Annotated in this window: 20 protein-coding genes; 11 read left to right on the top strand and 9 right to left on the bottom strand. The window is 59.7% G+C overall.

The window, feature by feature from the left end:
- Positions 1–6: 6 nt before the first annotated feature.
- Positions 7–1,308 (bottom strand): MFS transporter, encoded by a 1,302-nt coding sequence (locus AB8804_RS05680; RefSeq protein ID WP_371184016.1) that lies wholly within the window; start codon positions 1,306–1,308, stop codon positions 7–9.
- A gap of 289 nt (positions 1,309–1,597) precedes the next feature.
- Between AB8804_RS05680 and AB8804_RS05675 the strand changes: the two genes are divergently transcribed.
- On the top strand, positions 1,598–2,671 hold the full coding sequence (locus AB8804_RS05675; protein ID WP_371184014.1) for a LacI family DNA-binding transcriptional regulator: 1,074 nt from the start codon (positions 1,598–1,600) through the stop codon (positions 2,669–2,671).
- Here the strand turns inward: AB8804_RS05675 and AB8804_RS05670 are convergent.
- The 4 genes from AB8804_RS05670 to AB8804_RS05655 all read right to left on the bottom strand — a co-directional run bounded on the left by AB8804_RS05670 (position 2,668) and on the right by AB8804_RS05655 (position 8,397).
- Positions 2,668–3,930 carry a DUF1479 domain-containing protein gene (locus AB8804_RS05670; RefSeq protein ID WP_371184012.1) on the bottom strand — a complete coding sequence of 421 codons (1,263 nt, stop codon included), beginning with the start codon at positions 3,928–3,930 and terminating at the stop codon, positions 2,668–2,670. The genes AB8804_RS05675 and AB8804_RS05670 overlap by 4 nt on opposite strands.
- Positions 3,931–4,079: 149 nt before the next feature.
- Positions 4,080–4,895 carry a Cof-type HAD-IIB family hydrolase gene (locus AB8804_RS05665; protein ID WP_371184010.1) on the bottom strand — a complete coding sequence of 272 codons (816 nt, stop codon included), beginning with the start codon at positions 4,893–4,895 and terminating at the stop codon, positions 4,080–4,082.
- Between the two features lie 165 nt (positions 4,896–5,060).
- Entirely contained in the window at positions 5,061–7,493 is a 2,433-nt protein-coding gene (locus AB8804_RS05660; protein WP_371184008.1) for a formate C-acetyltransferase/glycerol dehydratase family glycyl radical enzyme, read from the bottom strand.
- Positions 7,494–7,497: 4 nt separating this feature from the next.
- Positions 7,498–8,397, bottom strand: coding sequence for a glycyl-radical enzyme activating protein (locus AB8804_RS05655; protein WP_371184006.1), 900 nt, complete (start codon positions 8,395–8,397; stop codon positions 7,498–7,500).
- Between the two features lie 127 nt (positions 8,398–8,524).
- Between AB8804_RS05655 and fsa the strand changes: the two genes are divergently transcribed.
- From fsa to AB8804_RS05640, 3 genes are all read left to right on the top strand, one after another.
- Positions 8,525–9,187, top strand: coding sequence for a fructose-6-phosphate aldolase (fsa, locus tag AB8804_RS05650; RefSeq protein WP_371184004.1), 663 nt, complete (start codon positions 8,525–8,527; stop codon positions 9,185–9,187).
- A gap of 489 nt (positions 9,188–9,676) precedes the next feature.
- On the top strand, positions 9,677–12,325 hold the full coding sequence (locus AB8804_RS05645) for a T6SS effector BTH_I2691 family protein (RefSeq protein WP_371184002.1): 2,649 nt from the start codon (positions 9,677–9,679) through the stop codon (positions 12,323–12,325).
- On the top strand, positions 12,318–13,406 hold the full coding sequence (locus AB8804_RS05640; RefSeq protein ID WP_371183999.1) for a DUF6708 domain-containing protein: 1,089 nt from the start codon (positions 12,318–12,320) through the stop codon (positions 13,404–13,406). Before AB8804_RS05645 ends, AB8804_RS05640 begins: the two co-directional genes overlap by 8 nt.
- Positions 13,407–13,465: 59 nt before the next feature.
- Here AB8804_RS05640 and moeB read toward each other — a convergent pair whose 3' ends face one another.
- Entirely contained in the window at positions 13,466–14,218 is a 753-nt protein-coding gene (gene moeB, locus AB8804_RS05635; RefSeq protein WP_371183997.1) for a molybdopterin-synthase adenylyltransferase MoeB, read from the bottom strand.
- 1 nt (position 14,219) lies between these two features.
- Positions 14,220–15,452 carry a molybdopterin molybdotransferase MoeA gene (moeA, locus tag AB8804_RS05630; protein WP_371183994.1) on the bottom strand — a complete coding sequence of 411 codons (1,233 nt, stop codon included), beginning with the start codon at positions 15,450–15,452 and terminating at the stop codon, positions 14,220–14,222.
- 187 nt (positions 15,453–15,639) lie between these two features.
- On the opposite strand from moeA, the gene iaaA reads away from it, so the two are divergent.
- The 5 genes from iaaA to gsiD are packed head-to-tail and all read left to right on the top strand — an operon-like array spanning position 15,640 to position 21,905.
- Positions 15,640–16,578: a beta-aspartyl-peptidase gene (gene iaaA, locus AB8804_RS05625; protein ID WP_371183992.1), complete on the top strand. Its 939-nt coding sequence runs from the start codon at positions 15,640–15,642 to the stop codon at positions 16,576–16,578.
- An 11-nt stretch (positions 16,579–16,589) separates the two neighbouring features.
- Complete coding sequence (gene gsiA / locus AB8804_RS05620; RefSeq protein WP_371183990.1) at positions 16,590–18,461, top strand: glutathione ABC transporter ATP-binding protein GsiA; 1,872 nt, start codon at positions 16,590–16,592, stop codon at positions 18,459–18,461.
- 23 nt (positions 18,462–18,484) lie between these two features.
- Positions 18,485–20,023 (top strand): glutathione ABC transporter substrate-binding protein GsiB, encoded by a 1,539-nt coding sequence (gsiB, locus tag AB8804_RS05615; protein WP_371183989.1) that lies wholly within the window; start codon positions 18,485–18,487, stop codon positions 20,021–20,023.
- A 48-nt stretch (positions 20,024–20,071) separates the two neighbouring features.
- On the top strand, positions 20,072–20,992 hold the full coding sequence (gene gsiC, locus AB8804_RS05610) for a glutathione ABC transporter permease GsiC (RefSeq protein WP_371183987.1): 921 nt from the start codon (positions 20,072–20,074) through the stop codon (positions 20,990–20,992).
- A 1-nt stretch (position 20,993) separates the two neighbouring features.
- The gene (gene gsiD, locus AB8804_RS05605) at positions 20,994–21,905 is read left to right on the top strand and encodes a glutathione ABC transporter permease GsiD (RefSeq protein ID WP_371183985.1); all 912 of its coding nucleotides are present in this window, start codon (positions 20,994–20,996) and stop codon (positions 21,903–21,905) included.
- Positions 21,906–22,021: 116 nt separating this feature from the next.
- On the opposite strand, the gene rimO is transcribed toward gsiD, so the two are convergent.
- Positions 22,022–23,347, bottom strand: coding sequence for a 30S ribosomal protein S12 methylthiotransferase RimO (gene rimO / locus AB8804_RS05600; RefSeq protein WP_131632931.1), 1,326 nt, complete (start codon positions 23,345–23,347; stop codon positions 22,022–22,024).
- Between the two features lie 216 nt (positions 23,348–23,563).
- On the opposite strand from rimO, the gene bssR reads away from it, so the two are divergent.
- Both bssR and AB8804_RS05590 read left to right on the top strand, forming a co-directional pair.
- Entirely contained in the window at positions 23,564–23,947 is a 384-nt protein-coding gene (gene bssR, locus AB8804_RS05595) for a biofilm formation regulator BssR (protein WP_371183983.1), read from the top strand.
- Positions 23,948–24,054: 107 nt separating this feature from the next.
- Positions 24,055–25,173: a PQQ-dependent sugar dehydrogenase gene (locus AB8804_RS05590; protein WP_371183981.1), complete on the top strand. Its 1,119-nt coding sequence runs from the start codon at positions 24,055–24,057 to the stop codon at positions 25,171–25,173.
- Here AB8804_RS05590 and AB8804_RS05585 read toward each other — a convergent pair whose 3' ends face one another.
- On the bottom strand, positions 25,174–25,800 hold the full coding sequence (locus tag AB8804_RS05585) for a glutathione S-transferase family protein (RefSeq protein WP_371183980.1): 627 nt from the start codon (positions 25,798–25,800) through the stop codon (positions 25,174–25,176). It lies immediately after the preceding gene.
- Positions 25,801–25,940 lie beyond the last annotated feature (140 nt).

Below are 25,940 nucleotides of genomic sequence, written 5' to 3'. Positions count from 1 at the left end.
CCACTATCAGGCGCGCTTGGCGCGGCGTTCAGCAATAAATGCCACCAGGAAGACGGCGCCAATCAGGTCAAAGAAGCCCATGGCGATAAAGAGCGGGTTAAAGCCGATTTTGTCGGCGGTGACCCCAATCAAAAGGGAGAACAGGAAGCTTGCGATCCACGCCGCCGAGCCGCGCATGCCGTTGACGGTCGCCATCTGGCCTTTGTCGAACGACTCCACGACCAGCGCGCTGAGCATGCAGGAGATGATCTGGTGCCCGAAGCCGCCGATGGAGATCAGCACGATGGTGATATACGGGTCGCGGGTAACCGCCACGATGCCCAGCGAAATCATCAGGAACGCGCCGGTGACGGAGCTGGCGACCACCGAGTTCACGCGGGAGCAGCCGAACCAGCGGGTGTAGAGGCGCGTCAGGTAGCCGCTCGCCACGCTGCCGAGGTCGGCGGCGAGGAACGGCAGCCAGGCGAACATCGCAATCTGCTTCAGGTCCATGCCGTGCTCTTTTGCCAGATAGAGCGGCACCCAGAAGCTCAGCACCGCCCAGGCCGGTTCCGCCATAAAGGCCGGAATGGCGATACCGTAGAACCGTTTGTTTTTCGATACGGTTTTCAGCGCGGTGAGGAAGGGCAGCTTGACCGCGGGCGGTTCGTTATCCTGCTTGATAAACGCCAGCTCGTCCTTGCCGAGGTTCGGGTGCTGCTCCGGGTTGTGGTAGAAGATCCACCACAGGGCCACCCACAGCAGCGCCAGCACGCCGGTGAACATAAACGCGCCCTGCCAGCCGAAGGAGGCGTGGGCAAAGTAGATGATCGGCGGGGCCAGCATTGCCCCGATGGAGAAGCCGACGCCCGCCCAGCCCGCGGCGACGGGACGCTCGGATTTCGGGAACCATTCGCCGATGGTTTTGGCGTTAGCGGGCGTTGCGGCGGCCTCCGACGCGCCCATAAAGAAGCGCAGGATCGCCAGGTGCAGCCAGGTTCCGGCGCCCGCGTGGAAGATACACATCAGCGCCCAGATCCCGGCGCAGACCATAAAGCCGATCTTCAGGCCAATCACGTCAATCAGCCAGCCGCACAGGGGCTGGAAAATGGTGTAGGCAATCTGGAACGCGCCGACGATCCAGGAGTACTGCTCGGTGGTGATCCCGAGGCTCTCTTTCAGCTCCGGCGCGAGGATGCCCAGCGAGTTGCGGGTGATGTAGTTCACGGTCACGCCGAGTAAAAACAGCACCAGCACGTACCAGCGAAGGTTTTTTATAACGCGGCGGGTTTTGCTTGCCGCAAGAGGTGTATTGATGTCCTGACTCATTTTGATCTCCACAAGACGGACGGCAGGATAGAGAAAGTAAGTTGTCACACACATTTTTATATTTCGCTGAATGGCAACGGTTTTATGCATTAAACCTGTTATACCAATTCAGTTCTTGCTGTGTGATAACTGCACAGTAGGGGAGAAAGTGGCTGGACAACAGGGGATTTTATGCAAAACTTTTCATGATCCTTTGTGATTGATCGTTCGTGGCCTCAGGAGCTAAGTTATTGAGCATTGGCGGCGATATGAAAAAATTTTCATGACACAACCGGAGCCAGATCACAAAATGGATAAGAGGCTAAAAATTACCCAAATTGCTGAGCGCACGCAGCTGTCGATCAGCACCGTATCGCGCGTGCTGGCGGGCAAAGCCAATACCAGCGAACGTGCGCGGGCGAAAGTGCTGGCCTGCGCGCGGGAGCTGGGCGTGATGGACGGTCTGGCAGCGGGGCGGCTGCTGCTCAACAGCCTGGTGGTCTTCGCGCCGCAGCGGGCGTTTGACGAGCGGTCCGACATCTTTTACTACCGCGTGATACAGAACGTGGGCAAGGCGCTGGCCTCGCACGAGGTGCGCCTGCGCTACTGCGCGCTGGAGGAAAACGACGGTGACGCGCAGCTGTTTCTGACGCGAATGAACGAGCCGGATACCCAGGCCGCCATTCTGCTGGGCATTGACGATCCGCACATTCACGATCTGGCGGTGGACGTCGGCAAGCCGTGCATGCTCATCAACTGCCGCGATCGGCATATGCGCCTGCCCGCGGTCGCGCCGGATCACCGTTCCATTGGCGAGAGAGCGGCGGAGTATCTGTTCGAGATGGGGCATCGCGAGGTGATGACCGTGCTTTGTCTGCGGCGCTATACCATGGAGCTGCGCCTGTCGGGGATCCGCGATGCGTGGCGAACGCATAACCTGAGCTTCGACGACAAACGCGATCTGCTGGAGGTGCAAAGCTTCAGCGCGAAAGAGAGCGAACGCGCGGTCAGCGAATGGCTCGGGCAGCGGCAGGGAAAAGAGTTACCCACGGCGTTTCTGGTCGGCGGCGATTTTATGGCGGCGGGCGCTATCAGCGCGCTGCAGCATCACGGTCTGCGGGTTCCGCAGGATGTCTCGGTGATGAGCATCGACGGGTTTAACCTGGCGGCGATTCAGGACGTGCCGCTGACCGCGGTGCTGGTCCCGCGCGACGAGCTGGGCACCGAAGCGGTCTACATGCTCCAGCAGCGGCTGATGCGCCCGGACGCGCCGGTGGGTACACTGTTGCTGAACGGCACGCTGGCGGTGCGGGAGTCGGTACGGCGGATACGTCAGGGGAAACGACGCACCGCCGTTGAGCGTGAAGGGCTGTACGACGATTAGGCCATGCCCAGCGCCCGTTTGCCGTGGATGTTCAGATCGTTCACGGTGAAGCGGTCCTGCCAGGCAGTTTCATAATCCTCACGCGGGAAATCGCCCGGCGACGCCCCGGCCTCCAGCGCTTCCTTAACCTTCTTCGCATAGGCGAGATTCTTCTCGCACATCGGCGCGGCCGGAATATACATCACGTTCCCCCAGCCCTGCTGGTTTTCCACCGGCGCCACGGAGTGGATCACGTCGCAGTGCCACCAGACCGAATCGCCCGCGTCCAGCGCCGGAATGCTGGTCAGCGCCTCAATCAGCAGCGGGTGCCACTTCTCGGAAATCGGCAGCACGCGCCCCGGCGCGACGCCGCACAGCTCGTCTTCCGGCACGTCGTCCAGCAGCGGGCGCAGCAGAATATAGGCCATCGCTTCCGGGATCGGCACCACGTGCAGCAGGCCCTGACCGGGGATCATGTCCGACAGCGCCGTCCAGCCCTGGAAGGTGCGGAACACCGAGCATTTGGTGGTGTTCTCCACGGTGTACTCTTCCACTTCGGTACGGTGCGCCGCGTTCCACGGATCGTATTGCTCAACGTTGCCGTCAAAGACGCGGGCGAAAACCTGCTGATACGCCGGAAGCAGCCAGCGCTCCAGCGCGCCGGAGTCGGTATGCGCCCCCAGCCCTTTCGAGGTCGTTCCCGGCGGGCGGCGGCGGATGCGATCCGGATAAATCACGCTCACGTCCGGGTTGAACCACTGCTTGCCGTTGCTTTCGAACGTCCACAAGCGGTTCAGGAAGGATTGCACCTGGGCCATCTCTTCGCTCTGGCGCGCCTGCATCTGCGCCTGCGACCAGTAGATCGGGTAAATTTCAGGGCGCGAGGCCGTCAGCGTGCCGAAGAAGTTATCGCCCGGGCCTTTGTACACCTCGTCGAACCTGTTCAGATCGAGGTAGTCGAGCATCGACCGATCCCACGCCAGCGCCTGCTCGCGCGGGAAGTGGCCCTTGATCACCGCGCAGCCGCGGCGCTTAACCGCGTCGCGCTGCCCGGCGGTGATGCGGCCGTTTTTCACGTCCGTAAACGGAATCACCGGCCAGACGTCCTGCCCTTTGTTTTTCAGCGCGTTGATCTCCGCCACGCGGGTAGCAATCTTATCGCTGAGCCTGTCGAACACCGCCTGCACGTCGCCGATCTGCACCCGCAGTTCGCGCTTCATCTGACGGATTGCCGCCTTGTGGTCCGCAGGCAATGTTTCACTGGTAAACGTCATCGTCATAACCGCCTCGCATCTTTCATTCGAAAGTAAAAGTGTCTACAAACGATACTTTAAGTTAAAAATAAGTTAATGCAAGTTTAAAAACTTGATGGGCAGCACAGGATGGAAAAAGAGTGAAGCGCCGGAGCGGGGCTCCGGCTGGAAAGGGGTCAGGCGTCGAACGGGGAATGGTTGTCGAGCACGGCCTGAATGACGTTCAGCGCGCCCTGATGGTTGTTGTCGTCGGTGCCGTAGCGGCTGATTTCTTTGATGCTCTCTGCCGCGTTGCCCATGGCAAAGGAGTATTTCACCAGCTTCAGCATTTCCGCATCGTTGCCGCTGTCGCCGATCGCCACGCATTCCTGCGGGGAGACGTTCCAGCGCTTGAGCAGGCGGCTGATGCCGTTGGCTTTGTGCAGGCCGGGAATAATCAAATCGACAAAGCCAAAGCCGCTGGTTACCGGCTTCATAATGCCGTCGAGCGAAACGTGCAGCTTGTCGACGAGGTTCGGGATATCGCTGTCCGGCAGGTTCAGGGAGAACTTGAACAGCACGTCGTCGATTTCTCGGTAGTCGCCGATGCGCTTAAGGCGGTGATAGTGTTTCGCCATCAGCGCTACAAACTCGTCGGGCGCCTGGTCGCTGACGTAGGCGCTTTCCAGCCCGCAGGCCACGAAGTTCAGCCCTTTATCCTTGAGCAGCTCGCCAATCACGATCTGCGACTCGTGCTTCGTCAGCTCGCCGTGGAAAATCTGCTCGCCGCGGTCGAAGACCAGCGCGCCGTTTTCCGCCACGAAGGAGATCTGCGCTTTGAGTTCCGGGAAGAAGGAGATGAGCTGGTAATACTGGTTGCCGCTGGCGACAACAAACTCAATATTGCGCGCCTTGAGCTGCGCGAATTGTGCCTGGAAGCGGTCGCGATCGTACTGCTTGGCATCATCTAGGAAAGTACCGTCCATGTCTGTGACGATTACTTTAACGGTCATGCTGCGCTCCTGGGTCACTGCGTTTTGAAACATTCTAATAACAAGGTGACGGGGAGCACAAATTTATTTCGAATGAAAGTCAAAAAGCCGGGTGGCGGCTACGCCTGACCCGGCCTATGAAGAGGTTTTGTAGGCCCGGTAAGCGCAGCGCCACCGGGCGGTTTTTTACAGCGTATGCTCAGTACGGGCGATGATATCGTCCTGCGCGTCCGGCGACAGGGCGGTGAAGAACGCCGAGTAGCCCGCCACGCGGACCACCAGATCGCGATACTGGTCCGGGTGCTTCTTCGCTTCTAAAAGCGTTTCGCGCGACACGATGTTGTACTGAATGTGCCAGCCCTTGTGCACCTCGAAGAAGGTGCGCAGCAGCACCATCAGCTTCTGGCGGTCGCCGTCGTTTTCCAGCGTCGACGGGTTCAGCTTCTGGTTCAGCAATACGCCGCCGAGAATGGCCTCGGTCGGCAGCTTGCCCACGGAGCCGATGACCGCCGTCGGGCCGAGATGGTCGGTGCCGGACGACGGGCTTGCGCCTTCGGCCAGCGGGGTATGTGCCTTACGACCGTCCGGCGTTGCCATCGTCGCCGCGCCAAACGGCACGTTGGCGGAGATAGACGACGTGCCCGCATAGTAATTACCGCCAATCGGGCCGCGGCCGTAGCGCGGGTTGTGGTACTGCTTCAGCTCTTCGATGTAGGTTTGATAGGCGCGCGCCAGCAGGAGATCCACGCTGTCGTCGTCGTTACCGTACTTCGGCGCGCCGTTGATCAGGCGCTGGCGCAGCTGCTCGTGGGTCAGGCCCTCATAGTCATCGGCGAGCGCCGCCGCCAGCTGCTGCTGGCCAATCGCGCCCTGTTCGAAGACCAGCTTCTTCACCGCCGCCAGGCTGTTGCCGAGGTTAGCGATGCCGACCTGCAGGCCGGAGACCCAGTCGTACTTCGCGCCGCCCTGCTTGATGCTTTTCGCGCGCTCGATGCAGTCGTCCACCAGCGCGGAGCAGAGAATGTCGTGAACGTTCTCCTCCAGCATGGTGTCCACCACGTACTCGATTTCGATGGATTTGCGGGTGTAGTAGCGGATCTGGGTATCCCAGGCGGCCATTACCTCGTCGAAGTTATCGAAATTGCCCGCGGAGAGCGCTTTCTCCTGCGGCAGGAACACCTTGCCGCTGGTGGCGTCGCGTCCGCCTTCCATCGCCGCAAGCATCACGCGGGCGAAGTTGATGAAGCTCATGCCGGTGCAGCGGTAGCCCCACTTGCCGCCGACGGCGGTTTCGATGCAGCCGATCGCCGCATAGTCGTAGGCGTCGTCTTTCTCCACGCCGAGCTTGATAAATTCCGGGATCACGATTTCATCGTTGTTGAACGCCGGCATGCCGAAGCCGCAGCGGATCACCTGCACGCAGGCGTCGAGGAAGTCGTTGCTCATGCCCGCGTGGTAGCGCACGCTCAGGTTTGGCTGGGTGGAGCGCAGGCGGCCGCAGGATTCCAGAATCGCGTAGGAGAGCGGGTTCACCGCGTCCATCGGCTCGCCGTTCACCAGCTTCTGGCCGCCAATCGTGACGTTTTGATACAGCGGGCTGCCCGCCGAGGCCTTGGAGTGCGAGCCGGAGCGGATTTTGTTCACTTCCAGCAGCTTCAGCCAGCAGCTGTGCAGCAGCTCGATGGCGTGCTCGCGGTCGAGGCTCTGGTTCAGCTCCACGTCGCGGCGGTAGAACGGATAGAGGTACTGGTCCATGCGGGCGAACGACACGGAGTGGCCGTTGGACTCAATCTGCAGGATCAGCTGGATGAAGTAGCACAGCTGCAGCGCCTGCCAGAAGGTTTTCGGCGGCTCGTGGGCAATCACGTCGCAGTTTTCCGCCATCGCCAGCAGCTCGTCGCGGCGGCTTTCGCGGGTCTCTGCTGACGCCATTTCGCGCGCCAGGTCTGCAAAGCGCGTGATGTGCAGGCTCACCGCCTCCAGCACGATATCAATCGCCTTAAGGAACTGGTCGCCGTGCAGGTCTTCCAGCACCGTCAGGTTGATGCGCGAGCGGCGTTCGGCCACCTTCGCGCGCAGGCCGTCGAGGCCCATTTCCAGCACCAGCGGGAAGTTCACCGCCAGGTGCGCGTCGCCGGAGGTCATGTTGCCTTCGGCTTTGATAATGCCGGTTTCCAGCAGCCCTTTTTGCTCGTCGGTGAACATGCCGTAGCAGCGGTCCTGCACCGTCTGGCCGCGCCACCACGGGCAGATGTCGTGCAGCACGCGCTTGTTCTCTTCGCTTACGGCAAAGCCTGCGCCCGGGCGATCCGCCAGATCGTCGATCTCTTTTTCAATCCACGACACGGTGTATTCCGGGAAGATCGGCGCGGCGCGCACTTCGCTGGCCTGGTTACCGATAATCAGCTCGTCGTGCTTAATCCAGATGGTGCGGTTCGCCAGGTGATGGGCCAGCGCCAGCGCGCGGCGCACCGGGATCGGCTTGTCCAGGTGCTGCTTGTACATTTCGGTGTAGTGCTGCGCGCGCTCGGTACAGACCGGCGGCTTAACGATGTGCACCAGGGCCATTTTGTGCGCTTTAATGCGCTCGCTAAGCGTGTTGAGATTCAAAGTCGTCATCAGTTTATCCTCGTAAGGTCGCGGTTAGCCCTTTCTGGCAGGCGTACGTCTGGGCAAAGTCCAGTATTTCAGGGCTATCCAGCGGTTTATCAGGGGCAGAGTAAGGTTGGCCGAGCAGGGTGTATTTGTTCATGCCCAGCGTGTGGTACGGCAGAAAATGAATATCGTGTACGTTGAGTTCGTCCGCCGCGAAGTTGGTAATGGCGGTCACGGCGGCTTCATCGGCGTTAAAGCCCTGAATGAGCGGCACGCGGATGGTGATCTTTTTCCCGGCTGCCGCCAGGCGCCTGAGGTTTTCCAGAATGCGCTTTGCCGAACCGTCGGTCCACTGTTTGAACACTTCAGGATCAACGTGTTTCAGGTCGGCGAGGAACAGATCGACATACGGCAATGACGGCTCGATGTAGTGCCACGGCACGTGCAGGCAGGTTTCAACGGCGGTATGAATGCCCTGTTCATGGCTGGCTTTGAACAGGTCGTGCGCCAGCTCGGGGTTCATAAACGGCTCGCCGCCGGAAAGGGTCAGCCCGCCGCCGCTGCGGTCGTAAAAAGGCTTGTCGCGCAGCACGGTTGCCATAATCTCGGCGACGGGTTTTTCTTCACCGCAGACGGTGAGCGCCTGCGTCGGGCAGCAGGGGGTGAGGGCGTTCAGCGCGTCGTCGTTCAGCTTTTCGCGGTGGATCACCAGCCCGTTCAGCGTACGTTCAACCACGCCCGGCGCGGCCTGCTGGCACAGGTCGCATCCGTCAAGGCACAGGCGCGCGTCAAACAGCACGTCCCGTGTGCGGGAGCGGCTTTCCGGGTTCTGACACCAGCGGCAGCCCAGCGAGCAGCCTTTCAGGAAGACTACGGTGCGGATGCCGGGGCCGTCGTGGGTGGAGTAACGCTGAATGTTGAAGATCATAATTTCGCCTCTCGTGTTGCGTATGAAGATTAAATTACTTTCGAATGAAAGTTATCTTGATGTGGGTCAACTCTTGAGCGGGTTTTGCCGTGATAGGGTTAGCGCAGGCAATTTTGAGGATCACATCATGGAACTTTATCTGGATACATCTGACGTTGCGGCGGTGAAAAAGCTGGCGCGCATCTTCCCGCTGGCAGGCGTCACGACTAACCCAAGCATCGTGGCGGCGGGTAAAAAGCCGCTGGACGTGCTGCTGCCGGAGCTGCATGACGCGCTCGGCGGTAAAGGCCGCCTGTTTGCACAGGTTATGGCGAGCAGCGCCGAAGGCATGGTCGAAGACGCGCACAAGCTGCGCGCGATTATCAGCGATCTGGTGGTTAAAGTGCCGGTCACGGCGGAAGGCCTGGCGGCGATCAAAATGCTGAAAGCGGAAGGGATCCCAACGCTGGGCACCGCCGTTTACGGCGCGGCGCAGGGGATGCTCTCCGCGCTGGCGGGGGCCGAGTACGTTGCCCCTTACGTTAACCGCGTGGACGCGCAGGGCGGAGACGGGATCCAGACGGTGGTGGAATTGCAGCAGCTGCTGACGCTGCACGTGCCGCAGTCAAAAGTGCTGGCTGCCAGCTTCAAAACCCCGCGCCAGGCGCTTGACTGCCTGCTGGCAGGCTGCGAGTCCATCACGCTGCCGCTGGACGTGGCGCAGCAGTTCATCACGTCGCCCGCCGTCGACGCAGCGATCGTGAAGTTTGAGCAGGACTGGCAGGGAGCGTTTGGACGGACGTCGATTTGAACTCTGTAGGTTAACAACTTCGCCAGCCCCTCTCCCTCACGGTGAGAGGGGAAAAGTATCCGCTTTGGGCTTAGCACGAGGCTGCGATCTCGTTATTGTGATGTAAATGCTGTCATATACACATTCCTGCATTCTTTTCTCCGCTACAAATAACAGCCTTATATAATATTTTCCGTGCATAAAAGTTACGTCTTCAAATAAAGCGAAAACGTAATAGTAGCTTGCTCCACATTTGAACTGCGCTAAAGATTTAAGTATTTCCGATAGGTTGTGGATCTTCACATCATTATTCTTAGGTATTTTTCTTAAAAGTCCTTACTACTATCATCCGTTTTCGGCACATAAAATGTTTATTAACAAATTACGCTGCAAAAAATTTAGGTTATGTCATGACAAGTGTATGATGAGGGAAATAACCCCATTAAACAGGGGAATGACTCTCTCCTTACAAGGTGAGGCTCCCCAGTAAGAATAAGGAATTGACTCATTATGAGCCACGAGCAAGGATGCAAATTCTGTCGACGCTACGGTTTACCCGTACTGCCGGTTCGTCCGGCGATTATGGAGAAAGGTGATACCCTGCCGGTGTTGCCCGACAATATTACCGTACCCGTAACGGCAGAGGGTGGGGCTGAGTATACTGCGCGGCTGATGCGACAGGGCTATCTCTATATTTTACCGGAGCGTTCACCGCGATGGATTAACTATTACGTAACGGGTGATGGCTATTATTATCCTCTGCCGGAAGACGGAAGCGTGCTGCCCGATCTCGAAAGAGGGGAGAGAAAACCCTGCATCACGCGGCCGCAGGAGATGGCCACCGCGTCTCTGGTCACCCTTCCGGTGAATCCGCCTGGTATGCTCAACGGCATCTTCTGGTTTGCGTGGTCTGAAGAGCAGTGGACGCCGGCAGTGCGCCGTCAGCATGAAGATCCAGCATGGCGTAGCCGATATATGCAGCCGTTTGATATGGATGAGTGGCTGATGCGACACAGTGCGCATCAGGCCCTGCCGTTCAGCCAGCTCGGCAGCGTAGCAGAGTACAGCGCGGGCCTGCGCAATAGCACCCTCAAAAACTGGACGCCCTCTCCCCTTAAGACCGTCAGTAGCCATTCTGCAGTCGATTTACAGCATGCCGCCCATACCCTGAAGGCCGATAGCGGCGCAATTCTGGTGCTTTCTGACCCCGTCGGGGCGGCAACAGAAATTTCAGCACTGGCGCGTTACCGAATGCAAAAGGCCATCGACACTAACCCGGTGCTAAAGCGTGGAACGGCACTCATGACCATGCTTAACAGCGTAGAACTGGCGATGCGGAACTATTTTTATCTATCAGCAGAAGCAGGAGATGAAAAGTTCGAACAACAGATGCGTACCGGCTGGGACAGTCCGGCAGGGCCTCACTTCCCGGCACCGGACGTTGCAGACCGTATGCACATTCTGAATGAGGCCAGCCGTAAAGATCGGGTGGATGAGGCGTGGCAGAACGGTTATGAGAAATATATCGACCGGCCACAGGTGGAGACATTCAGCCAGACCCTTAAGGAATGGCTGACGGACTACGATAACCACTCTGTGGTTCCCATTACCCGGATGTATTTGGCCTGGATAGAGGGGCCGGTAATGGTGGATTACTTTGTACAGCACTTTGATCCGGCCTGCGCGCACAGTGGTGGACGTTACATTCAGACGGTGGCGAAAGTGCTGGCCGGGATGAACGATAAAGGCGGCGTGATCGCCTACATCGACCAGCAGCTGAATCAGGCCCCGCTGACGCGGGAAAACTACTTGCAGCGGGCAGCGTTTTTTAACCACGATGCGTGGATTGCCGGGCTGGATGAACAGTTAAAAACCGACGGCCCGGACTGGTGGCTGGGAATCAGCTGGGACCGACTGGCAGATGGTGCGAAGGAGTACAGCGGCAGCTATGCCAGCGCCATTCTGATGGGGCTCGAAAAGCTCAGCTTGCTGTGGTCCGACGCAATGATGAAATCTATAAATCTGATGGTGAACGGCATTCCCGTGCGCTTTGCCATCGGGATACTGGCAATGCAGGGCAAGGCGTTCTCTGTGGTTAATGTGCTTTCAGGAACCAAAAACTATGTCGGGGCAATGACCCGCGGTATGGCCGGTATGCTGGAAATGAGTGCGCGCAGCGGAGGGCAATTGTATAGCGCGATGCGTAAGCTGGCTGAGCAGCTGGTGAAAGAGCTGCCGGAAGGCGTGACGGAAAAGATACGGCTACCCCGTATTATCGATGTGCAGGCGGCGCGGGCACTGGCAGCGCTACCGGTAAAAGAGAGGCTGGCGAAGCTGGATACGGTGGTGCTCACAGAGGATGAGCTTGCGCGTATGCTGTTCCCGAGAACGCTGAGCTCCTCTGTGGCGCAACTGCAGGGGATGTCGCCTGGTCGATTGTCGGCGGAAATGGCGGCAAAAGGCATGACGTTTGGCGGGACGGTATTCTCGGCTTACTTCCAGTGGATGGTGCTGCACTATGGTTTTGAGAAGAGCGGTTTGCCCTCAGAAGGAAAGGCGACGGCGGTATTCGGGGCCAATGCCAGCATGGCGGTGGCGTCAACGGCGGAAGTTCTAAAGCTAGCAATAACGCCGCTGATGCAGCTGGAGCTGCCTTCTGTGATGTCGGTGGCAAGGAACGGTGCAATGAGGGTTGCTGCTTCAGGTCTTTGGGGAGGGTTAGGGTATGGTGGGGGGATGGTTTATGCCGGTCTAGAGTTTTGGATTGGGAGGTCTGATCTTAATAAAGGAAGGATTGGTATAGGTATCGCGCATTTAATCAATGGGATAGGCGTGGCCATGATGACGGTGGGTAGTGCTAGTAAGATAACAGTTGCACTATTGAGCACATTGGGTGTATCCGAAGCCACTCTGTTAGGATCGGAATTGGCGGCGTTTTTCCTCGGACCGGCGGGTATTTTTGTTGGGATGCTGCTGGTTCTGGGGGCCGGAGCCTGGATGTTAAGCCATACCCGCAACGATATTCAGACCTGGCTGCTTAGCACGCAGTGGCGCCGGGTTCCGACTGATGAGGAGGATATTCCGGCCATCTTGCCCAACTGGCTTATGGAAAAAGAAGAATATATGGCCCTGTTCGCAAAAGGAGGTGCGCATGTTTAACCCGTTCAAACGGTTGCCGGCAGATCCGTCAAAACGGTTCTACAAACCATTTCTGCGCCTTAGTGATAAAAACATCTCGCGGATTTATTCGCAGAGTGCAGGCGATCCTGATGTAAAAGCGCTCTCCGGGTTTGACAGCGTGGTGCGGATAAACTCAACGTATCTGGAACTTATTGATCGCTTTTATAAATGGCGAGGAACTAACACACTAGCAGGTGTTTTCTTTTTTTGCATTTTCTTTGGTTTATTTTGTTACAACACTATTACGGCTGGGCTGGGATGGGGGAGATACAGTTTTGGTGTCTGGTTCGGAGCAATTATAATTTGGTCAATTACTTTGCCGCTCTCCATTGGTTTGTACCGATTAATGACATCAGAGATATTTTTTAGTACCTACTACCCGATCCGCTTTAACCGTAAAAACGGAATGGTGTATGTGTACCAGTCTGGCGGGACGGTTTTAACCATACCGTGGAAGACGCTTCGTTTTGCTATGTATGAAACCAAGATGCCGCTCTCAACCCAGTGGACGATTGTGGGGTGCGTGCCGGGGGAAGACGGGGACACCATTACCCGCACTATTCCTCTGCCGATAGACTTAAGCTGGGGACCTGAGATGATGCTGGTGTACTGGGAATTCATCCGCTGCTATATGGAAGAGAGCGATGAGTATCTTCCTGACCTGGCGGACACCGTCCCCTGGTGCCCGCCGGTGGAGAACCGCAGAGAGGGATGGCTGTTCGGGCTGCTCTACCTTTGCAAGCAGGTATCCCGCCTGGGTCTGGTGGTTAACGCCCTGCAGTTTCCAATTCTTTTCGTGCTCAGCTTTCCGCGCTGGCTGGTAATGCGTACCAGTACAATACCGGTCTGGCCGTCGGAGGTGGAGGCCGCCTGCAGGCCTGATGAAAATGATCCGGTCAACAAAGGTGCAGAGCATAATCCGCCGCAAATCTGGAGATCGATGCTGGCCTGGCAGGGGAAAGAGCGCTTTGCGAAAGTTTTTGCCAGGGAGCACAGCGCGTCAGATCGAATTGTTGCCCGCCTGAAGGCAAAGTATGGCGAAGAAAACGACGCAGGCTAGGTTACTCGCATACCGTCTGCTCAGTAGGTCGGGTAAGGCGAAGCCGCCACCCGACTTTTTTATTTGCCGCACACCTCGCACCCCGGATTGCGCATCAGCTTCATCTCGCGGAACTGGCAGGTCATCGCGTCGTACATCACGATTTTCCCCGCGGCGGGCGTGCCGTAATGAGCTAATACCTTGATCGCTTCCATCGCCTGCAGCGACCCAATCACGCCGACCAGGGGCGCCATCACGCCCGCCTCCACGCAGGTTAATGCATTCTCGCCGAACAGGCGGCTCAGGCAGCGGTAGCAGGGTTCGCCCGCAGCGTAGGTAAAGACGCTGACCTGTCCCTCCATGCGAATGGCGGCGCCGGAAACCAGCGGCGTTTTGTGGGCGAAACAGCCGGCGTTAAGCTGCTGTCGAATGGCAACGTTGTCGGTGCAGTCCAGCACCAGATCGTGCCGCGCAATCTGCTCGCCGAGCGCCGCGTCGCCCAGCATGGCGTCGATGAGCGTGAGCTGAACGTTGGGATTGATGCGCGCCAGCGCCGCGCGGGCGGATTCAACCTTCGGCTGGCCGACGGTCGCATCGCTGTGCAGCGTCTGGCGCTGCAGGTTGGACACCGACACCGTGTCAAAATCCAGTAGCGTCATGCGGCCCACGCCCGCCGCGGCAAGATACTGCGCCGCCGCACAGCCCAGCCCGCCGAGCCCGACGATGAGCACGTTCGCCGCCTTCAGCGCTTCCTGGCCTTCAAAGTCAAAACCGCGCAGCACGATCTGGCGGTTATAGCGCATCATCTCCTGGTCGCTCAGCTCAACCGTCATCTCAGCCTCCGAACAGGTGGTTAAAGGCTTCCACCTCAACCCATTCGCCGGCTTCCACATTGCCGCGCTCGCGCTCCAGCACGATGAAGCAGTTGCCCTGGCTGAAGGAGCTGAAAATGTGCGAGCCCTGGTGGCCGGTGGTGCTCACTTCCAGCTCGCCGTCGGCGCTGCGCGTTAAAATACCGCGCTGGAAATCAAGGCGACCCGGGGATTTCTTGAGGCGCGTGGCCGCGCGCGCGCGCTGGCGGGCGGGAAGCGGGCTGGCGCGGTTGCCGGATAGCGTCGCCAGCAGCGGCTGCACCAGCTGATAGAAGGTGAGGGCGGCGGAGACCGGGTTGCCCGGCAGGCCGCAGAACCAGCTGTTGGCCAGCTTGCCGAAGGCGAACGGTTTGCCCGGCTTAATCGCCAGCTTCCAGAAGGCGATTTCGCCCAGCTCGTCGAGAATGGTTTTGGTGTAATCCGCTTCGCCCACCGAGACGCCGCCGGAGCTGATCACCACGTCCGCGGATTTGTCCGCTTCGATAAAGGCGGCGCGCAGCTTGTCCGGATCGTCAGGAATAATGCCAAGGTTAATCACCTCGCAGCCCAGCTGCTCGAGCATCAGGTGCACCGCCAGGCGGTTGGTGTCGTAAATCTGGCCGTCCTTCAGCGGCTGGCCCGGAAGCTGGAGTTCATCACCCGTCGAGAAGACCGCGACGCGCACCCGGCGGATAACGTCAACCTCAGGGATGCCGAGCGACGCCAGCACCGGCAGCTCGGCGACGGTCAGCTTCTGTCCGGCGGCAAAGACGGTCGCGCCGAGGGTGATATCTTCCCCCACGCGGCGAATGTTCTGGCCCCGTTTAACCTCAGCGGTAAAACGCACGCCGCCGTCGGTTTGTTCGGTCTCTTCCTGCATCACCACCGCGTCGCAGCCCGCCGGAACCGGCGCGCCGGTCATAATGCGCACGCACGTCCCCGCTGGCCACTCACCGCTGAACGGCTGGCCCGCAAAGGCTTTTCCCGCCACCGGCAGCGGCTGCCCCGCCTGAAGATCCGCCAGGCGCACCGCGTAACCGTCCATAGCCGAGTTATCAAACCCCGGCACGTTAAGCGGCGAAACGATATCGCGGGCGGCTATGCGGCCAAAGCAGCGCGCCAGCGGCAGCGTTTCGCGGTCGTGCAGTGGGGAAATGCGGTCAAGCATCTGCGTCAGCGCCGCCTCAAGCGGCATCAGTCCGGCGGTAAAATCCATGGGGGCTCCTGCGGAGTAAAAACGAAAGCGCTCATTATGGCAGAAAAGTGCCGCTAACTGTATGACCTGCAGGCGCGAGCTTTACATCACACCTTCGTCTTTCTATATTCAAAAATCATCTGAATAATCATCGACGATAATGATATTTATAGAAAAAGCGGCAGACAGGGCTGACGGGTGAGGCGGAATGGGTAAGGCAGTGATTGCAATTCATGGCGGTGCCGGGGCCATTACACGGTCGCAGCTCACGCCGGAGCAGGAAAAGCGCTATATCGACGCGCTGTACGAGATTGTGGAAACCGGCCAGCGAATGCTGGAGGCGGGCGAAAGCGCGCTTGACGTCGTCACCGAGGCGGTGCGCCTGCTGGAGGAGTGCCCGTTGTTCAATGCGGGGATCGGTTCGGTCTTTACCCGCGATGAAACGCACGAGCTGGATGCCTGCGTGATGGACGGCGTGACCCTCAAGGCCGGGGCGGTGGCGGGCGTGACGCGCCTGCGCAATCCGGTGCTGGCGGCGCGCCTGGTGATGGAGCAAAGCCCGCACGTCCTGATGGCGGGCGCCGGAGCGGAACGCTTTGCTTCTGAGCAGGGAATGGCGCTCGTGCCGCCCGACACGTTTTCAACGCCTGAACGCTACCAGCAGCTGCTGGAGGCGCGTTCGTCCGGCGTGACGCAGCTCGACCACGCCGCGCCGCTGGACGAAAGCAGCAAGATGGGCACGGTGGGCGCGGTCGCGCTGGATAAGGCGGGCAACCTCGCCGCCGCGACCTCAACCGGCGGAATGACCAACAAGCTGCCGGGCAGGGTCGGCGACAGCCCGCTGCCGGGCGCGGGATGCTATGCCAATAACGCCACGGCGGCGGTGTCGTGTACCGGCACCGGCGAGGTGTTTATCCGCACCCTGGCGGCGTACGACATTACCGCGCTGATGGACTACGGCGGGCTCAGCCTGAGCGAGGCCTGCGAGCGCGTGGTGATGGAAAAACTGCCCGCGCTGGGCGGCGAGGGCGGATTAATCGCCGTCGATCGCGAGGGAAACGTCGCGCTGCCGTTTAACAGCGAAGGGATGTACCGCGCCTGGGGCTACGCCGGCGACGAGCCCAGCACCGGAATTTATCGTGAATAAGGGGGCATCGCGTGCCGCACAGTGAAGAGCTGGACAGCCGGGAAGTGCTGGCGGTCCGCCGGCTGAATATTGCGTTTCAGGACGAGCGGCAGTTCATCCCCGCAGTACAGGATTTATCGTTCTCGCTGAAGCGCGGCGAGACGCTGGCGATCGTCGGCGAGTCCGGTTCCGGCAAGTCGGTCACGGCGCTGGCGCTGATGCGCCTGCTGGAAACGTCCGGCGTGCAGGTGACCAGCGAGCAGATCCTGCTTCGCCGCCGCAATCGCCAGGTCATTGATTTAGACGAGCTGAGCGCGGCGCAAATGCAGGGCGTGCGCGGCGCAGACGTCGCCATGATTTTTCAGGAGCCGATGACCTCGCTGAACCCGGTCTTTCCGATCGGCGAGCAGATTGCCGAATCCATACGGCTCCATCAGGGGCTGAGCGGCGATGAGGCGATGAACGAGGCGCGGCGGATGCTGGAGCGCGTGCGCATCCCGGAGGCGCAGGCCATTCTGGGCCGCTACCCTCACCAGCTCTCCGGCGGGATGCGCCAGCGCGTGATGATCGCCATGGCGCTGTCGTGCCGCCCGGCGGTGCTGATTGCGGATGAACCGACCACCGCGCTGGACGTGACCATTCAGGCGCAGATCCTGCAGCTGATCAACGTTCTGCAGCAGGAGATGGAGATGGGGGTGATTTTTATCACCCACGACATGGGCGTGGTGGCCGACATTGCCGACCGCGTGCTGGTGATGCACCAGGGCCACGTGGTGGAAACGGGCAGCGTTGAGCAGATTTTTCACGCGCCGGTCCATCCGTATACCAAAGCGCTGCTGGCCGCGGTGCCGAAGCTCGGCGCGATGAACGGCAGCGATCTGCCGCGGCGCTTTCCGCTGATGTCCTCTGACGGAGCCGGAAGCCCGGAGCCGGAAGACGAGCAGGATACCGTGGTCGCCGGCAGGCCAATTCTTGAGGTGCGCGATCTGGTGACCCGCTTTCCCCTGCGCGGCGGCATCCTCAACCGTGTCAAGCGGGAAGTGCACGCCGTGGAAAACGTCAGCTTTGACCTGTGGCCCGGCGAAACGCTGGCGCTGGTGGGCGAGTCGGGAAGCGGTAAATCGACCATCGGACGGGCGCTGTTGCGGCTGGTGGAGTCGCAGGAGGGCAGCATCACCTTCAACGGCGAGCGCATCGACACGCTGCCCCACCGCAGGCTGCAGGCGGTGCGCCGGGATATCCAGTTTATCTTCCAGGACCCCTACGCCTCGCTCGATCCGCGCCATACGGTGGGCTACTCGATTATGGAGCCGCTGCGCGTGCATAACCTCCTCGACGGCGAGGCGGCGCAGCGTCGCGTTGCCTGGCTGCTCGAGCGCGTGGGGCTTAAGCCGGAACACGCCTGGCGCTATCCGCACGAGTTTTCCGGCGGCCAGCGGCAGCGGATCTGCATCGCCCGCGCGCTGGCGCTGAACCCGAAGGTGGTGATTGCCGACGAGTCGGTTTCGGCGCTCGACGTCTCTATTCGCGCGCAGATCATCAATCTGCTGCTCGATCTCCAGCGGGATATGGGGATCGCGTTTCTGTTTATTTCCCACGACATGGCGGTGGTGGAGCGCATCAGCCACCGCGTGGCGGTGATGTACATGGGGCAAATCGTCGAGATGGGCCCGAGGCGGGCGGTGTTTGAAAACCCGCAGCACCCGTACACCCGCAAGCTGATGGCCGCCGTTCCGGTCGCCGATCCTGCGCATCGCCACGCCCAGCGCGTGCTGCTGCAGGATGAAATGCCGAGCAATATCCGCAAGCGGGGCGAAAGCATGGAGCGCGTGACGCTGCGTGAAGTCGGCCCCGGACATTTTGTGGCACCGCCGCGTCAGGACAATGCATTCTCGCGGCTTTAACTTTCACCAGGCAGGAGAACACAATGGTTAACTTTGTTGCTCGTAAATGGCTTTTAGCCGCGAGCGTGACGGCAGCCCTGGCCGCATCCCCCGCGTTCGCTGCCAAGGACGTGGTGGTTGCGGTCGGGTCAAACTTCACGACGCTGGATCCGTATGACGCCAACGATACGCTTTCCCAGGCGGTGGCAAAATCCTTCTATCAGGGGCTGTTTGGCCTCGATAAAGAGATGAAGCTGAAGAACGTGCTGGCGGAGAGCTACAGCGTCTCGGACGACGGGCTGGTCTACACCATCAAGCTCAAAACCGGGGTTAAGTTCCAGGACGGGACCGACTTCAACGCGCAGGCGGTTAAGGTAAACCTCGATCGCGCCAGCGATCCGGCGAGCGGCCTCAAGCGCTATAACCTGTATAAAAATATCGCCAGCACCGAGGCGGTCGATCCGACGACGGTGAAGATCACCCTCAAAGAGCCGTTCTCGGCCTTTATCAATATCCTGGCGCATCCGGCGACGGCGATGATTTCGCCCGCCGCGCTGAAGAAATACGGCAACGAGATCGGCTTCCATCCGGTCGGGACCGGCCCGTATCAGCTGGAGACCTGGAATCAGACCGATTTTGTGAAGGTGAAGAAATTCGCCGGATACTGGCAGAAGGGGCTGCCGAAGCTGGACACCATTACCTGGCGTCCGGTGGTCGACAACAACACCCGCGCGGCGATGCTGCAAACCGGCGAGGCGCAGTTCGCCTTCCCGATCCCCTACGAGCAGGCCGCGCTGCTGGAAAAAAACAGCAAGCTGGAGCTGGTGGCCAGCCCGTCGATCATGCAGCGCTACATCAGCATGAACGTCACGCAAAAGCCGTTTGATAACCCGAAGGTGCGCGAGGCGATCAACTACGCCATCAACCGTCAGGCGCTGGTGAAGGTGGCCTTTGCGGGATACGCCACGCCGGCCACCGGCGTGCTGCCGCCGTCGATTGAGTATTCCCAGGCCTATAAGCCGTGGCCTTACGATCCGGCCAAAGCGCGCGAGCTGTTGAAAGAGGCCGGGTTCCCGAACGGCTTTAGCACCACGCTGTGGTCATCGCACAACCACAGCACCGCGCAGAAGGTGCTGCAGTTTACCCAGCAGCAGCTGGCGCAGGTGGGCATTAAGGCGCAGGTGACGGCGATGGACGCCGGGCAGCGCGCGGCCGAGGTGGAAGGCAAAGGGCAGAAAGAGAGCGGGGTGAGAATGTTCTACACCGGCTGGACCGCCTCGACCGGCGAAGCGGACTGGGCGCTCTCGCCGCTGTTCGCCTCGCAGAACTGGCCGCCGACGCTGTTCAATACCGCGTTCTACAGCAATCCGCAGGTTGATAAGGACCTGACCGACGCGCTGAAAACCACGAAGCCGGAAGAGAAGGCGCGCCTGTATAAAGAGGCGCAGGATATCATCTGGAAAGAGTCGCCGTGGGTGCCGCTGGTGGTCGAAAAGCTGGTCTCGGCCCATAACAAAGCGCTGACCGGGTTCTATATCATGCCGGACACGGGCTTTAGCTTCGACGACGCGGATCTGAAATAAGAGAACTCATTCCCGCGGGCAAAAGTCTGCGGGATGAGAGGAAAAGGCATGCTGAATTATGTTTGTAAGCGCCTGCTGGGGCTGATCCCGACGCTGCTGATCGTGGCGGTGCTGGTGTTTTTGTTTGTTCATATGCTGCCGGGCGATCCGGCGCGCCTGATCGCCGGCCCCGAGGCGGACGCCACGGTGATTGAACTGGTGCGTAAGCAGCTGGGGCTGGATCAGCCGCTGTATAAGCAGTTTCTGCACTATATCGGCAACGTTCTGCAGGGCGATTTCGGCACTTCGATGGTCTCACGACGCCCGGTTTCGGAAGAGATTGCCAGCCGCTTTATGCCCACCTTCTGGCTGACGATTGCCAGCATGGCCTGGGCGGTGCTGTTCGGCCTGGCGGCGGGCATTGTGGCCGCCGTCTGGCGCAACCGCTGGCCGGATAAGCTCGGCATGGCGCTGGCCGTCACCGGCATCTCCTTTCCGGCCTTTGCCCTCGGGATGCTGCTGATGCAGGTCTTTTCGGTTGAGCTGGGCTGGCTGCCGACGGTGGGGGCCGATACCTGGAAGCACTATATTCTGCCTTCCCTGACGCTCGGCGCGGCCGTGGCGGCGGTAATGGCGCGCTTTACCCGCGCGTCGTTTGTCGACGTGCTGAGCGAGGACTATATCCGCACCGCGCGGGCGAAAGGGGTGAGCGAGAAGTGGGTCATCCTCAAGCACGGCTTTCGCAACGCGATGATCCCGGTGGTGACGATGATGGGGCTGCAGTTTGGCTTCCTGCTGGGCGGCTCTATCGTGGTGGAAAAAGTCTTTAACTGGCCGGGGCTGGGGCGACTGCTGGTGGACTCGGTGGAGATGCGCGACTACCCGGTGATTCAGGCGGAAGTGCTGCTGTTTTCGCTGGAGTTTATTCTTATCAACTTAGTGGTGGACGTGCTGTACGCCGCCATTAACCCGGCTATCAGGTACAAGTAAAATGCGATTATTGAACTGGCGACGTGAGGCCGCAATCAGCGCGATGCCGGGGGTCAGGCCGGAACGCGTCAGAACGCCGTGGTCTGAGTTCTGGCGGCGCTTTCGCCGTCAGCCCGTGGCGCTGGCGGCGGGGATCTTCGTCCTGCTGCTGATTGTGGTCGCAATGCTGGCACCATGGATTGCGCCGTTTGATGCGGAAAATTATTTCGACTACGACCGCCTGAACGACGGCCCGTCGATGCTGCACTGGTTCGGCGTGGATTCGCTGGGGCGCGACATCTTTAGCCGCGTGCTGGTGGGGGCGCAAATTTCGCTGGCCGCCGGGGTATTTGCGGTCCTGATCGGCGCGGTCATCGGTACGGTGCTCGGCCTGGTCGCCGGGTATTACGAAGGCTGGTGGGACCGCGCTATCATGCGCATCTGCGACGTGCTGTTTGCCTTCCCCGGCATTCTGCTGGCTATTGCCGTGGTGGCGATCATGGGCAGCGGCATGGCGAACGTGATTATCGCCGTGGCGGTGTTCTCCATTCCCGCCTTTGCCCGCCTGGTGCGCGGCAATACGCTGGTGCTCAAGCAGCAGACGTTTATCGAGTCGGCGCGCAGCGTTGGAGCGAGCGATGCCACGATCCTGTTCAGCCATATTTTGCCGGGCACGGTGTCGTCCATCGTGGTCTACTTCACGATGCGGATCGGCGTGTCGATAATCTCGGCGGCCAGCCTGTCGTTTCTGGGATTGGGCGCTCAGCCGCCGACGCCGGAGTGGGGCGCGATGCTGAACGAGGCAAGGGCGGATATGGTGATTGCGCCGCACGTGGCAATTTTCCCGAGCCTGGCGATTTTCCTGACGGTGCTGGCGTTTAATCTGCTGGGAGACGGGCTGCGCGATGCGCTGGATCCGAGGATTAAGGGGTAAGTTTTTGCCCCTCACCCTAACCCTCTCCCCGGTAGGGGAGAGGGGACTGCACTGAGCCGTCTTTTCACCCTCGCCCCACCGGGGAGAGGGCCGGGGTGAGGGGAATAAACGCTAAATTAAACCCGGCTACCCCACAGGTCGTACTCGTCGGCGTTTTCAACCTTCACGCGAATGATATCGCCCGGCTTAACGCTGGTTTCACCGTTCAGGTATACCGCGCCGTCGATTTCCGGGGCATCGGCCATGCTGCGGCCAATCGCGCCTTCTTCATCCACTTCATCAATAATTACCAGAATCTCGCGGCCCACTTTTTCCTGCAGGCGTTCGGCGGAGATCTGCTGCTGCAGCTGCATAAAGCGGTTCCAGCGCTCCTCTTTCACCTCTTCCGGCACCTGATCCGCCAGCTCGTTGGCGGTTGCGCCTTCAACCGGGCTGTACTTGAAGCAGCCTACGCGGTCCAGACGCGCTTCTTTCAGGAAGTCGAGCAGCATCTGGAAATCTTCCTCTGTTTCACCCGGGAAGCCGACGATGAAGGTCGAGCGCAGGGTCAGCTCCGGGCAGATTTCGCGCCACTGCTTGATGCGCGCCAGCTGGCGGTCAACGGAGCCAGGGCGCTTCATCAGCTTCAGGATGCGCGGGCTGGCGTGCTGCAGCGGGATATCCAGGTACGGCAGGATTTTGCCTTCCGCCATCAGCGGGATCACGTCGTCAACGTGCGGATAAGGGTAGACGTAGTGCAGACGCGTCCAGATCCCGAGCTTTGAAAGCTGCTCGCACAGGCCCACCATGCTGGTTTTCACCGGCTCGCCGTTGTGGAAGCCGGAGCGGTGCTTCACGTCCACGCCGTAGGCCGAGGTGTCCTGAGAGATCACCAGCAGCTCTTTGACGCCCGCGTCGGCCAGGCGTTTGGCTTCTGCCAGCACTTCGCCAATCGGACGGCTCACCAGATCGCCGCGCATCGACGGAATGATGCAGAAGGTGCAGCGGTGGTTGCAGCCTTCGGAAATTTTCAGGTACGCATAGTGGCGCGGCGTCAGCTTCACGCCCTGTTCCGGCACCAGGCTGAGGAACGGGTTGTGCTTCGGTTTTGGCACGTAGTGGTGAACGTGCTCCAGCACCTGCTCGTAGCTGTGCGGGCCGGTGATCTCCAGCACCTTCGGATGCACTTCGCGGATCTGATCCACTTTCGCGCCCAGGCAGCCGGTGACGATCACCTTGCCGTTCTCCGTCAGGGCTTCGCCGATGGCTTCCAGAGACTCCTGGACCGCGCTGTCGATAAAGCCGCAGGTGTTGACAATCACCATGTCGGCGTTGTCGTAGCTTGGCACCACGTCATAACCCTCGGTGCGCAGTTCGGTCAGGATGCGTTCAGAATCCACCAGGTTTTTCGGACAGCCCAGGGAGACAAAGCCGATTTTCGGCTGGTGGGTAACATTGCTCATAGGTTAAAAATTCATCAATTATGGAGTTATCAGGGCGGGATTTTACAGCGTTCCGCGGGGGATTTATACACTCTTTGCGGGGCAGGTGGCGATGTTGAACGTTGTAGCAATGTAAAGAATGTTAACCAGTTGGGTTTTATTGATCTCAGGCATTTAATTGTACAAAAAATAACCTTATTCTTAATGTGCACTGAGGCTGACAGAGGAGGAACTAGCATGTTCGTTGACAGACTGAAACGCGATCTGCTGAACAAGCTGATCAACGTCAGAATCGACCTTGCCGCCTATCTGCAGTTGAGAAAGGCGAAGGGGTACATGTCAGTCAGCGAAAGCGAACATCTGCGTGATAATCTCTTTGAACTCTGTAATTTCATGCGCGAGAAAGCGCCGACCCTGAAAGCGGAATACGACGAAAGCGAACGGATTGCGCTGCGACGTGCCGCCGAAACGCTTTCTGTTGCAGGGGTTTGCCTGATGAACGGACACCACGACTGCCCCACGTTTATAGCCGTCAACGCGGAGAAGCTCGAAAACTGCCTGACTACGATCTCTCTTTGCATTATGTGTCTGAACAAGCACGCGAAGCTTGAACAGCAATAAGCCCCGGGGGAGGCAACTCCCCCTTCTGATTAAGCTTTTGTAAAAGTGATAACGCGCCCGGGGGTTGTGGCTAATCTTTATGCCATATGCCGATAAAGGAGCGCGTCATGCATCGATCCTCGCTGATATTCATTCCCGCCCTGCTGTTTCCCGTTTCGCTTCTCGCCGCGCCCGACGCGGTCAGGGTCGAGGTGCTGCAAACCAAACTCGATCACCCGTGGTCGCTGGCGTTTTTGCCCGGCGACCAGGGGCTGCTGATCACCTTAAGAGACGGGCAGATTAAGCGCTGGCAGGCGGGAAAAGGGCTCTCTGACCCTATCGTCGGCGTGCCGAAGGTCTGGGCAAGCGGGCAGGGCGGGCTGCTGGACGTGGTGCTGGCACCCGATTTTGAAAAATCACGCCGGATCTGGCTCAGCTACGCCGAAGCGGGCGATGACGGGAAGGCCGGAACGGCGGTTGGCTACGGTCGGCTGAGCGACGATCTTTCGCGCATTGAAGGGTTCCAGGTGGTGTTCCGCCAGATGCCGAAACTCTCTACCGGCAACCACTTCGGCGGCCGCCTGGCGTTTGACGGCAAGGGCTACCTGTTCATTGCGCTCGGCGAGAACAACCAGCGCTCGACGGCGCAAGATCTCGATAAGCTGCAGGGGAAAGTGGTGCGCCTGACCGAAGACGGCAAGGTGCCGCCGGACAATCCGTTTGTGAAGACCTCTGGTGCGCGCCCGGAAATCTGGTCCTACGGCATTCGCAATCCGCAGGGCATGGCGATGAACCCGTGGAGCGACGCGCTGTGGCTTAACGAGCACGGCCCGCGCGGCGGCGATGAGATTAACATCCCTGAAAAGGGGAAAAACTACGGCTGGCCGCTGGCGACCCACGGCATTAACTACAGCGGCCTGAAGATCCCCGAAGCCAAAGGCGAGCACGTTGAGGGGACGGAAAAGCCGCTGTTCGTCTGGAAAGTCTCCCCTGCCGTGAGCGGGATGGCGTTCTATCACAGCGACGTCTTCCCGCAGTGGAAGAACAAGCTGTTCGTCGGGGCGCTGAAGGAGAAGGACGTTATCGTGCTGAGCGTGAACGGCAACAAAGTGACCGAGGACGGGCGTATTCTGGGGGATAAAGACCAGCGCATCCGCGACGTGCGGGTCGGGCCGGACGGCTATCTGTACGTGCTGACCGATGAATCGGACGGGCAGCTGCTGAAGGTCAGCCCGTCCGGCACGTAATCAGCTGACCGGGATCATCACCACGTTCTGGTACGCCGGGCGCTCGCCGAGCTGCTTCAGCCAGCGCTCAAGGTGCGGGCGCGGCGTCCACTTCAGGCCCATGTTGGTCAGGTTCCAGACGAACGGCGCCACGGCGATATCGCCCACGCCGAAGGCGTCACCGGAGAACCACGCGTGCGTCGCCAGCTCGTTGTCCATCATGGCGAACAGGTTTTCGCAGGCGTCCTGCGCGGCGTGGATGGCGGGATAATCGCGCTCGGGTTCCGGCGTGCGGATTAGCCCCATCAGGATCACGCGGTGGGTGGGGGAGAGCGTCTGGTTGGCCCAGTCCATCCACTTTTCACCCTGCGCGCGCTGCGCCGGGCTGTCGACCCAGAGGCGGCTTTGACCGTACTGGGCGGCGAGGTAGCGCACAATGGTGTTCGATTCCCACAGCGTTACGTCGGTCTCTTCATCGCGCAGCAGCGGCACCAGGCCGTTTGGGTTCATGGCCAGATACTCAGCCTCTTTATTTACGCCAAACTCTAAACCGGCCATCACCTGCTCAAACGGTAAATCCAGCTCTTCCAGCGTCCACAGCACCTTCTTGACGTTAGTCGAGTTGTTCCTTCCCCACAGCGTAATCATCGTTATTCCTCAAAGAGTCAAACCCGAGAGCCCACATGGTGAGATAAACCCAACAATTACGCAACAAAGACGAAAAAAATCCTGCCATTCGAAGCGTAACCGGATGTTATTGCATAAACTTTAAAAACTTTACCTGGATT

Source organism: Enterobacter sp. KBR-315C3_2022, from assembly GCF_041399425.1.
Lineage (GTDB): Bacteria > Pseudomonadota > Gammaproteobacteria > Enterobacterales > Enterobacteriaceae > Enterobacter.
Note: the sequence above shows the minus strand (reverse complement) of the source record. Positions and strands in the feature narration are given on the sequence as shown.

What these genes read in the sequence shown, in the direction of transcription:
- AB8804_RS05640 (WP_371183999.1), top strand. Translation starts at nt 12,318, where the DNA reads ATGTTTAACCCGTTCAAACGGTTGCCGGCAGATCCGTCAAAACGGTTC.
- AB8804_RS05585 (WP_371183980.1), bottom strand. Translation starts at nt 25,800, where the DNA reads ATGATTACGCTGTGGGGAAGGAACAACTCGACTAACGTCAAGAAGGTG.
- iaaA (WP_371183992.1), top strand. Translation starts at nt 15,640, where the DNA reads ATGGGTAAGGCAGTGATTGCAATTCATGGCGGTGCCGGGGCCATTACA.
- rimO (WP_131632931.1), bottom strand. Translation starts at nt 23,347, where the DNA reads ATGAGCAATGTTACCCACCAGCCGAAAATCGGCTTTGTCTCCCTGGGC.
- moeA (WP_371183994.1), bottom strand. Translation starts at nt 15,452, where the DNA reads ATGGATTTTACCGCCGGACTGATGCCGCTTGAGGCGGCGCTGACGCAG.
- AB8804_RS05670 (WP_371184012.1), bottom strand. Translation starts at nt 3,930, where the DNA reads ATGACGATGACGTTTACCAGTGAAACATTGCCTGCGGACCACAAGGCG.
- AB8804_RS05645 (WP_371184002.1), top strand. Translation starts at nt 9,677, where the DNA reads ATGAGCCACGAGCAAGGATGCAAATTCTGTCGACGCTACGGTTTACCC.
- AB8804_RS05665 (WP_371184010.1), bottom strand. Translation starts at nt 4,895, where the DNA reads ATGACCGTTAAAGTAATCGTCACAGACATGGACGGTACTTTCCTAGAT.
- AB8804_RS05590 (WP_371183981.1), top strand. Translation starts at nt 24,055, where the DNA reads ATGCATCGATCCTCGCTGATATTCATTCCCGCCCTGCTGTTTCCCGTT.
- AB8804_RS05675 (WP_371184014.1), top strand. Translation starts at nt 1,598, where the DNA reads ATGGATAAGAGGCTAAAAATTACCCAAATTGCTGAGCGCACGCAGCTG.
- AB8804_RS05655 (WP_371184006.1), bottom strand. Translation starts at nt 8,397, where the DNA reads ATGATCTTCAACATTCAGCGTTACTCCACCCACGACGGCCCCGGCATC.
- gsiB (WP_371183989.1), top strand. Translation starts at nt 18,485, where the DNA reads ATGGTTAACTTTGTTGCTCGTAAATGGCTTTTAGCCGCGAGCGTGACG.
- fsa (WP_371184004.1), top strand. Translation starts at nt 8,525, where the DNA reads ATGGAACTTTATCTGGATACATCTGACGTTGCGGCGGTGAAAAAGCTG.
- moeB (WP_371183997.1), bottom strand. Translation starts at nt 14,218, where the DNA reads ATGACGGTTGAGCTGAGCGACCAGGAGATGATGCGCTATAACCGCCAG.
- gsiD (WP_371183985.1), top strand. Translation starts at nt 20,994, where the DNA reads ATGCGATTATTGAACTGGCGACGTGAGGCCGCAATCAGCGCGATGCCG.
- AB8804_RS05660 (WP_371184008.1), bottom strand. Translation starts at nt 7,493, where the DNA reads ATGACGACTTTGAATCTCAACACGCTTAGCGAGCGCATTAAAGCGCAC.
- bssR (WP_371183983.1), top strand. Translation starts at nt 23,564, where the DNA reads ATGTTCGTTGACAGACTGAAACGCGATCTGCTGAACAAGCTGATCAAC.
- AB8804_RS05680 (WP_371184016.1), bottom strand. Translation starts at nt 1,308, where the DNA reads ATGAGTCAGGACATCAATACACCTCTTGCGGCAAGCAAAACCCGCCGC.
- gsiC (WP_371183987.1), top strand. Translation starts at nt 20,072, where the DNA reads ATGCTGAATTATGTTTGTAAGCGCCTGCTGGGGCTGATCCCGACGCTG.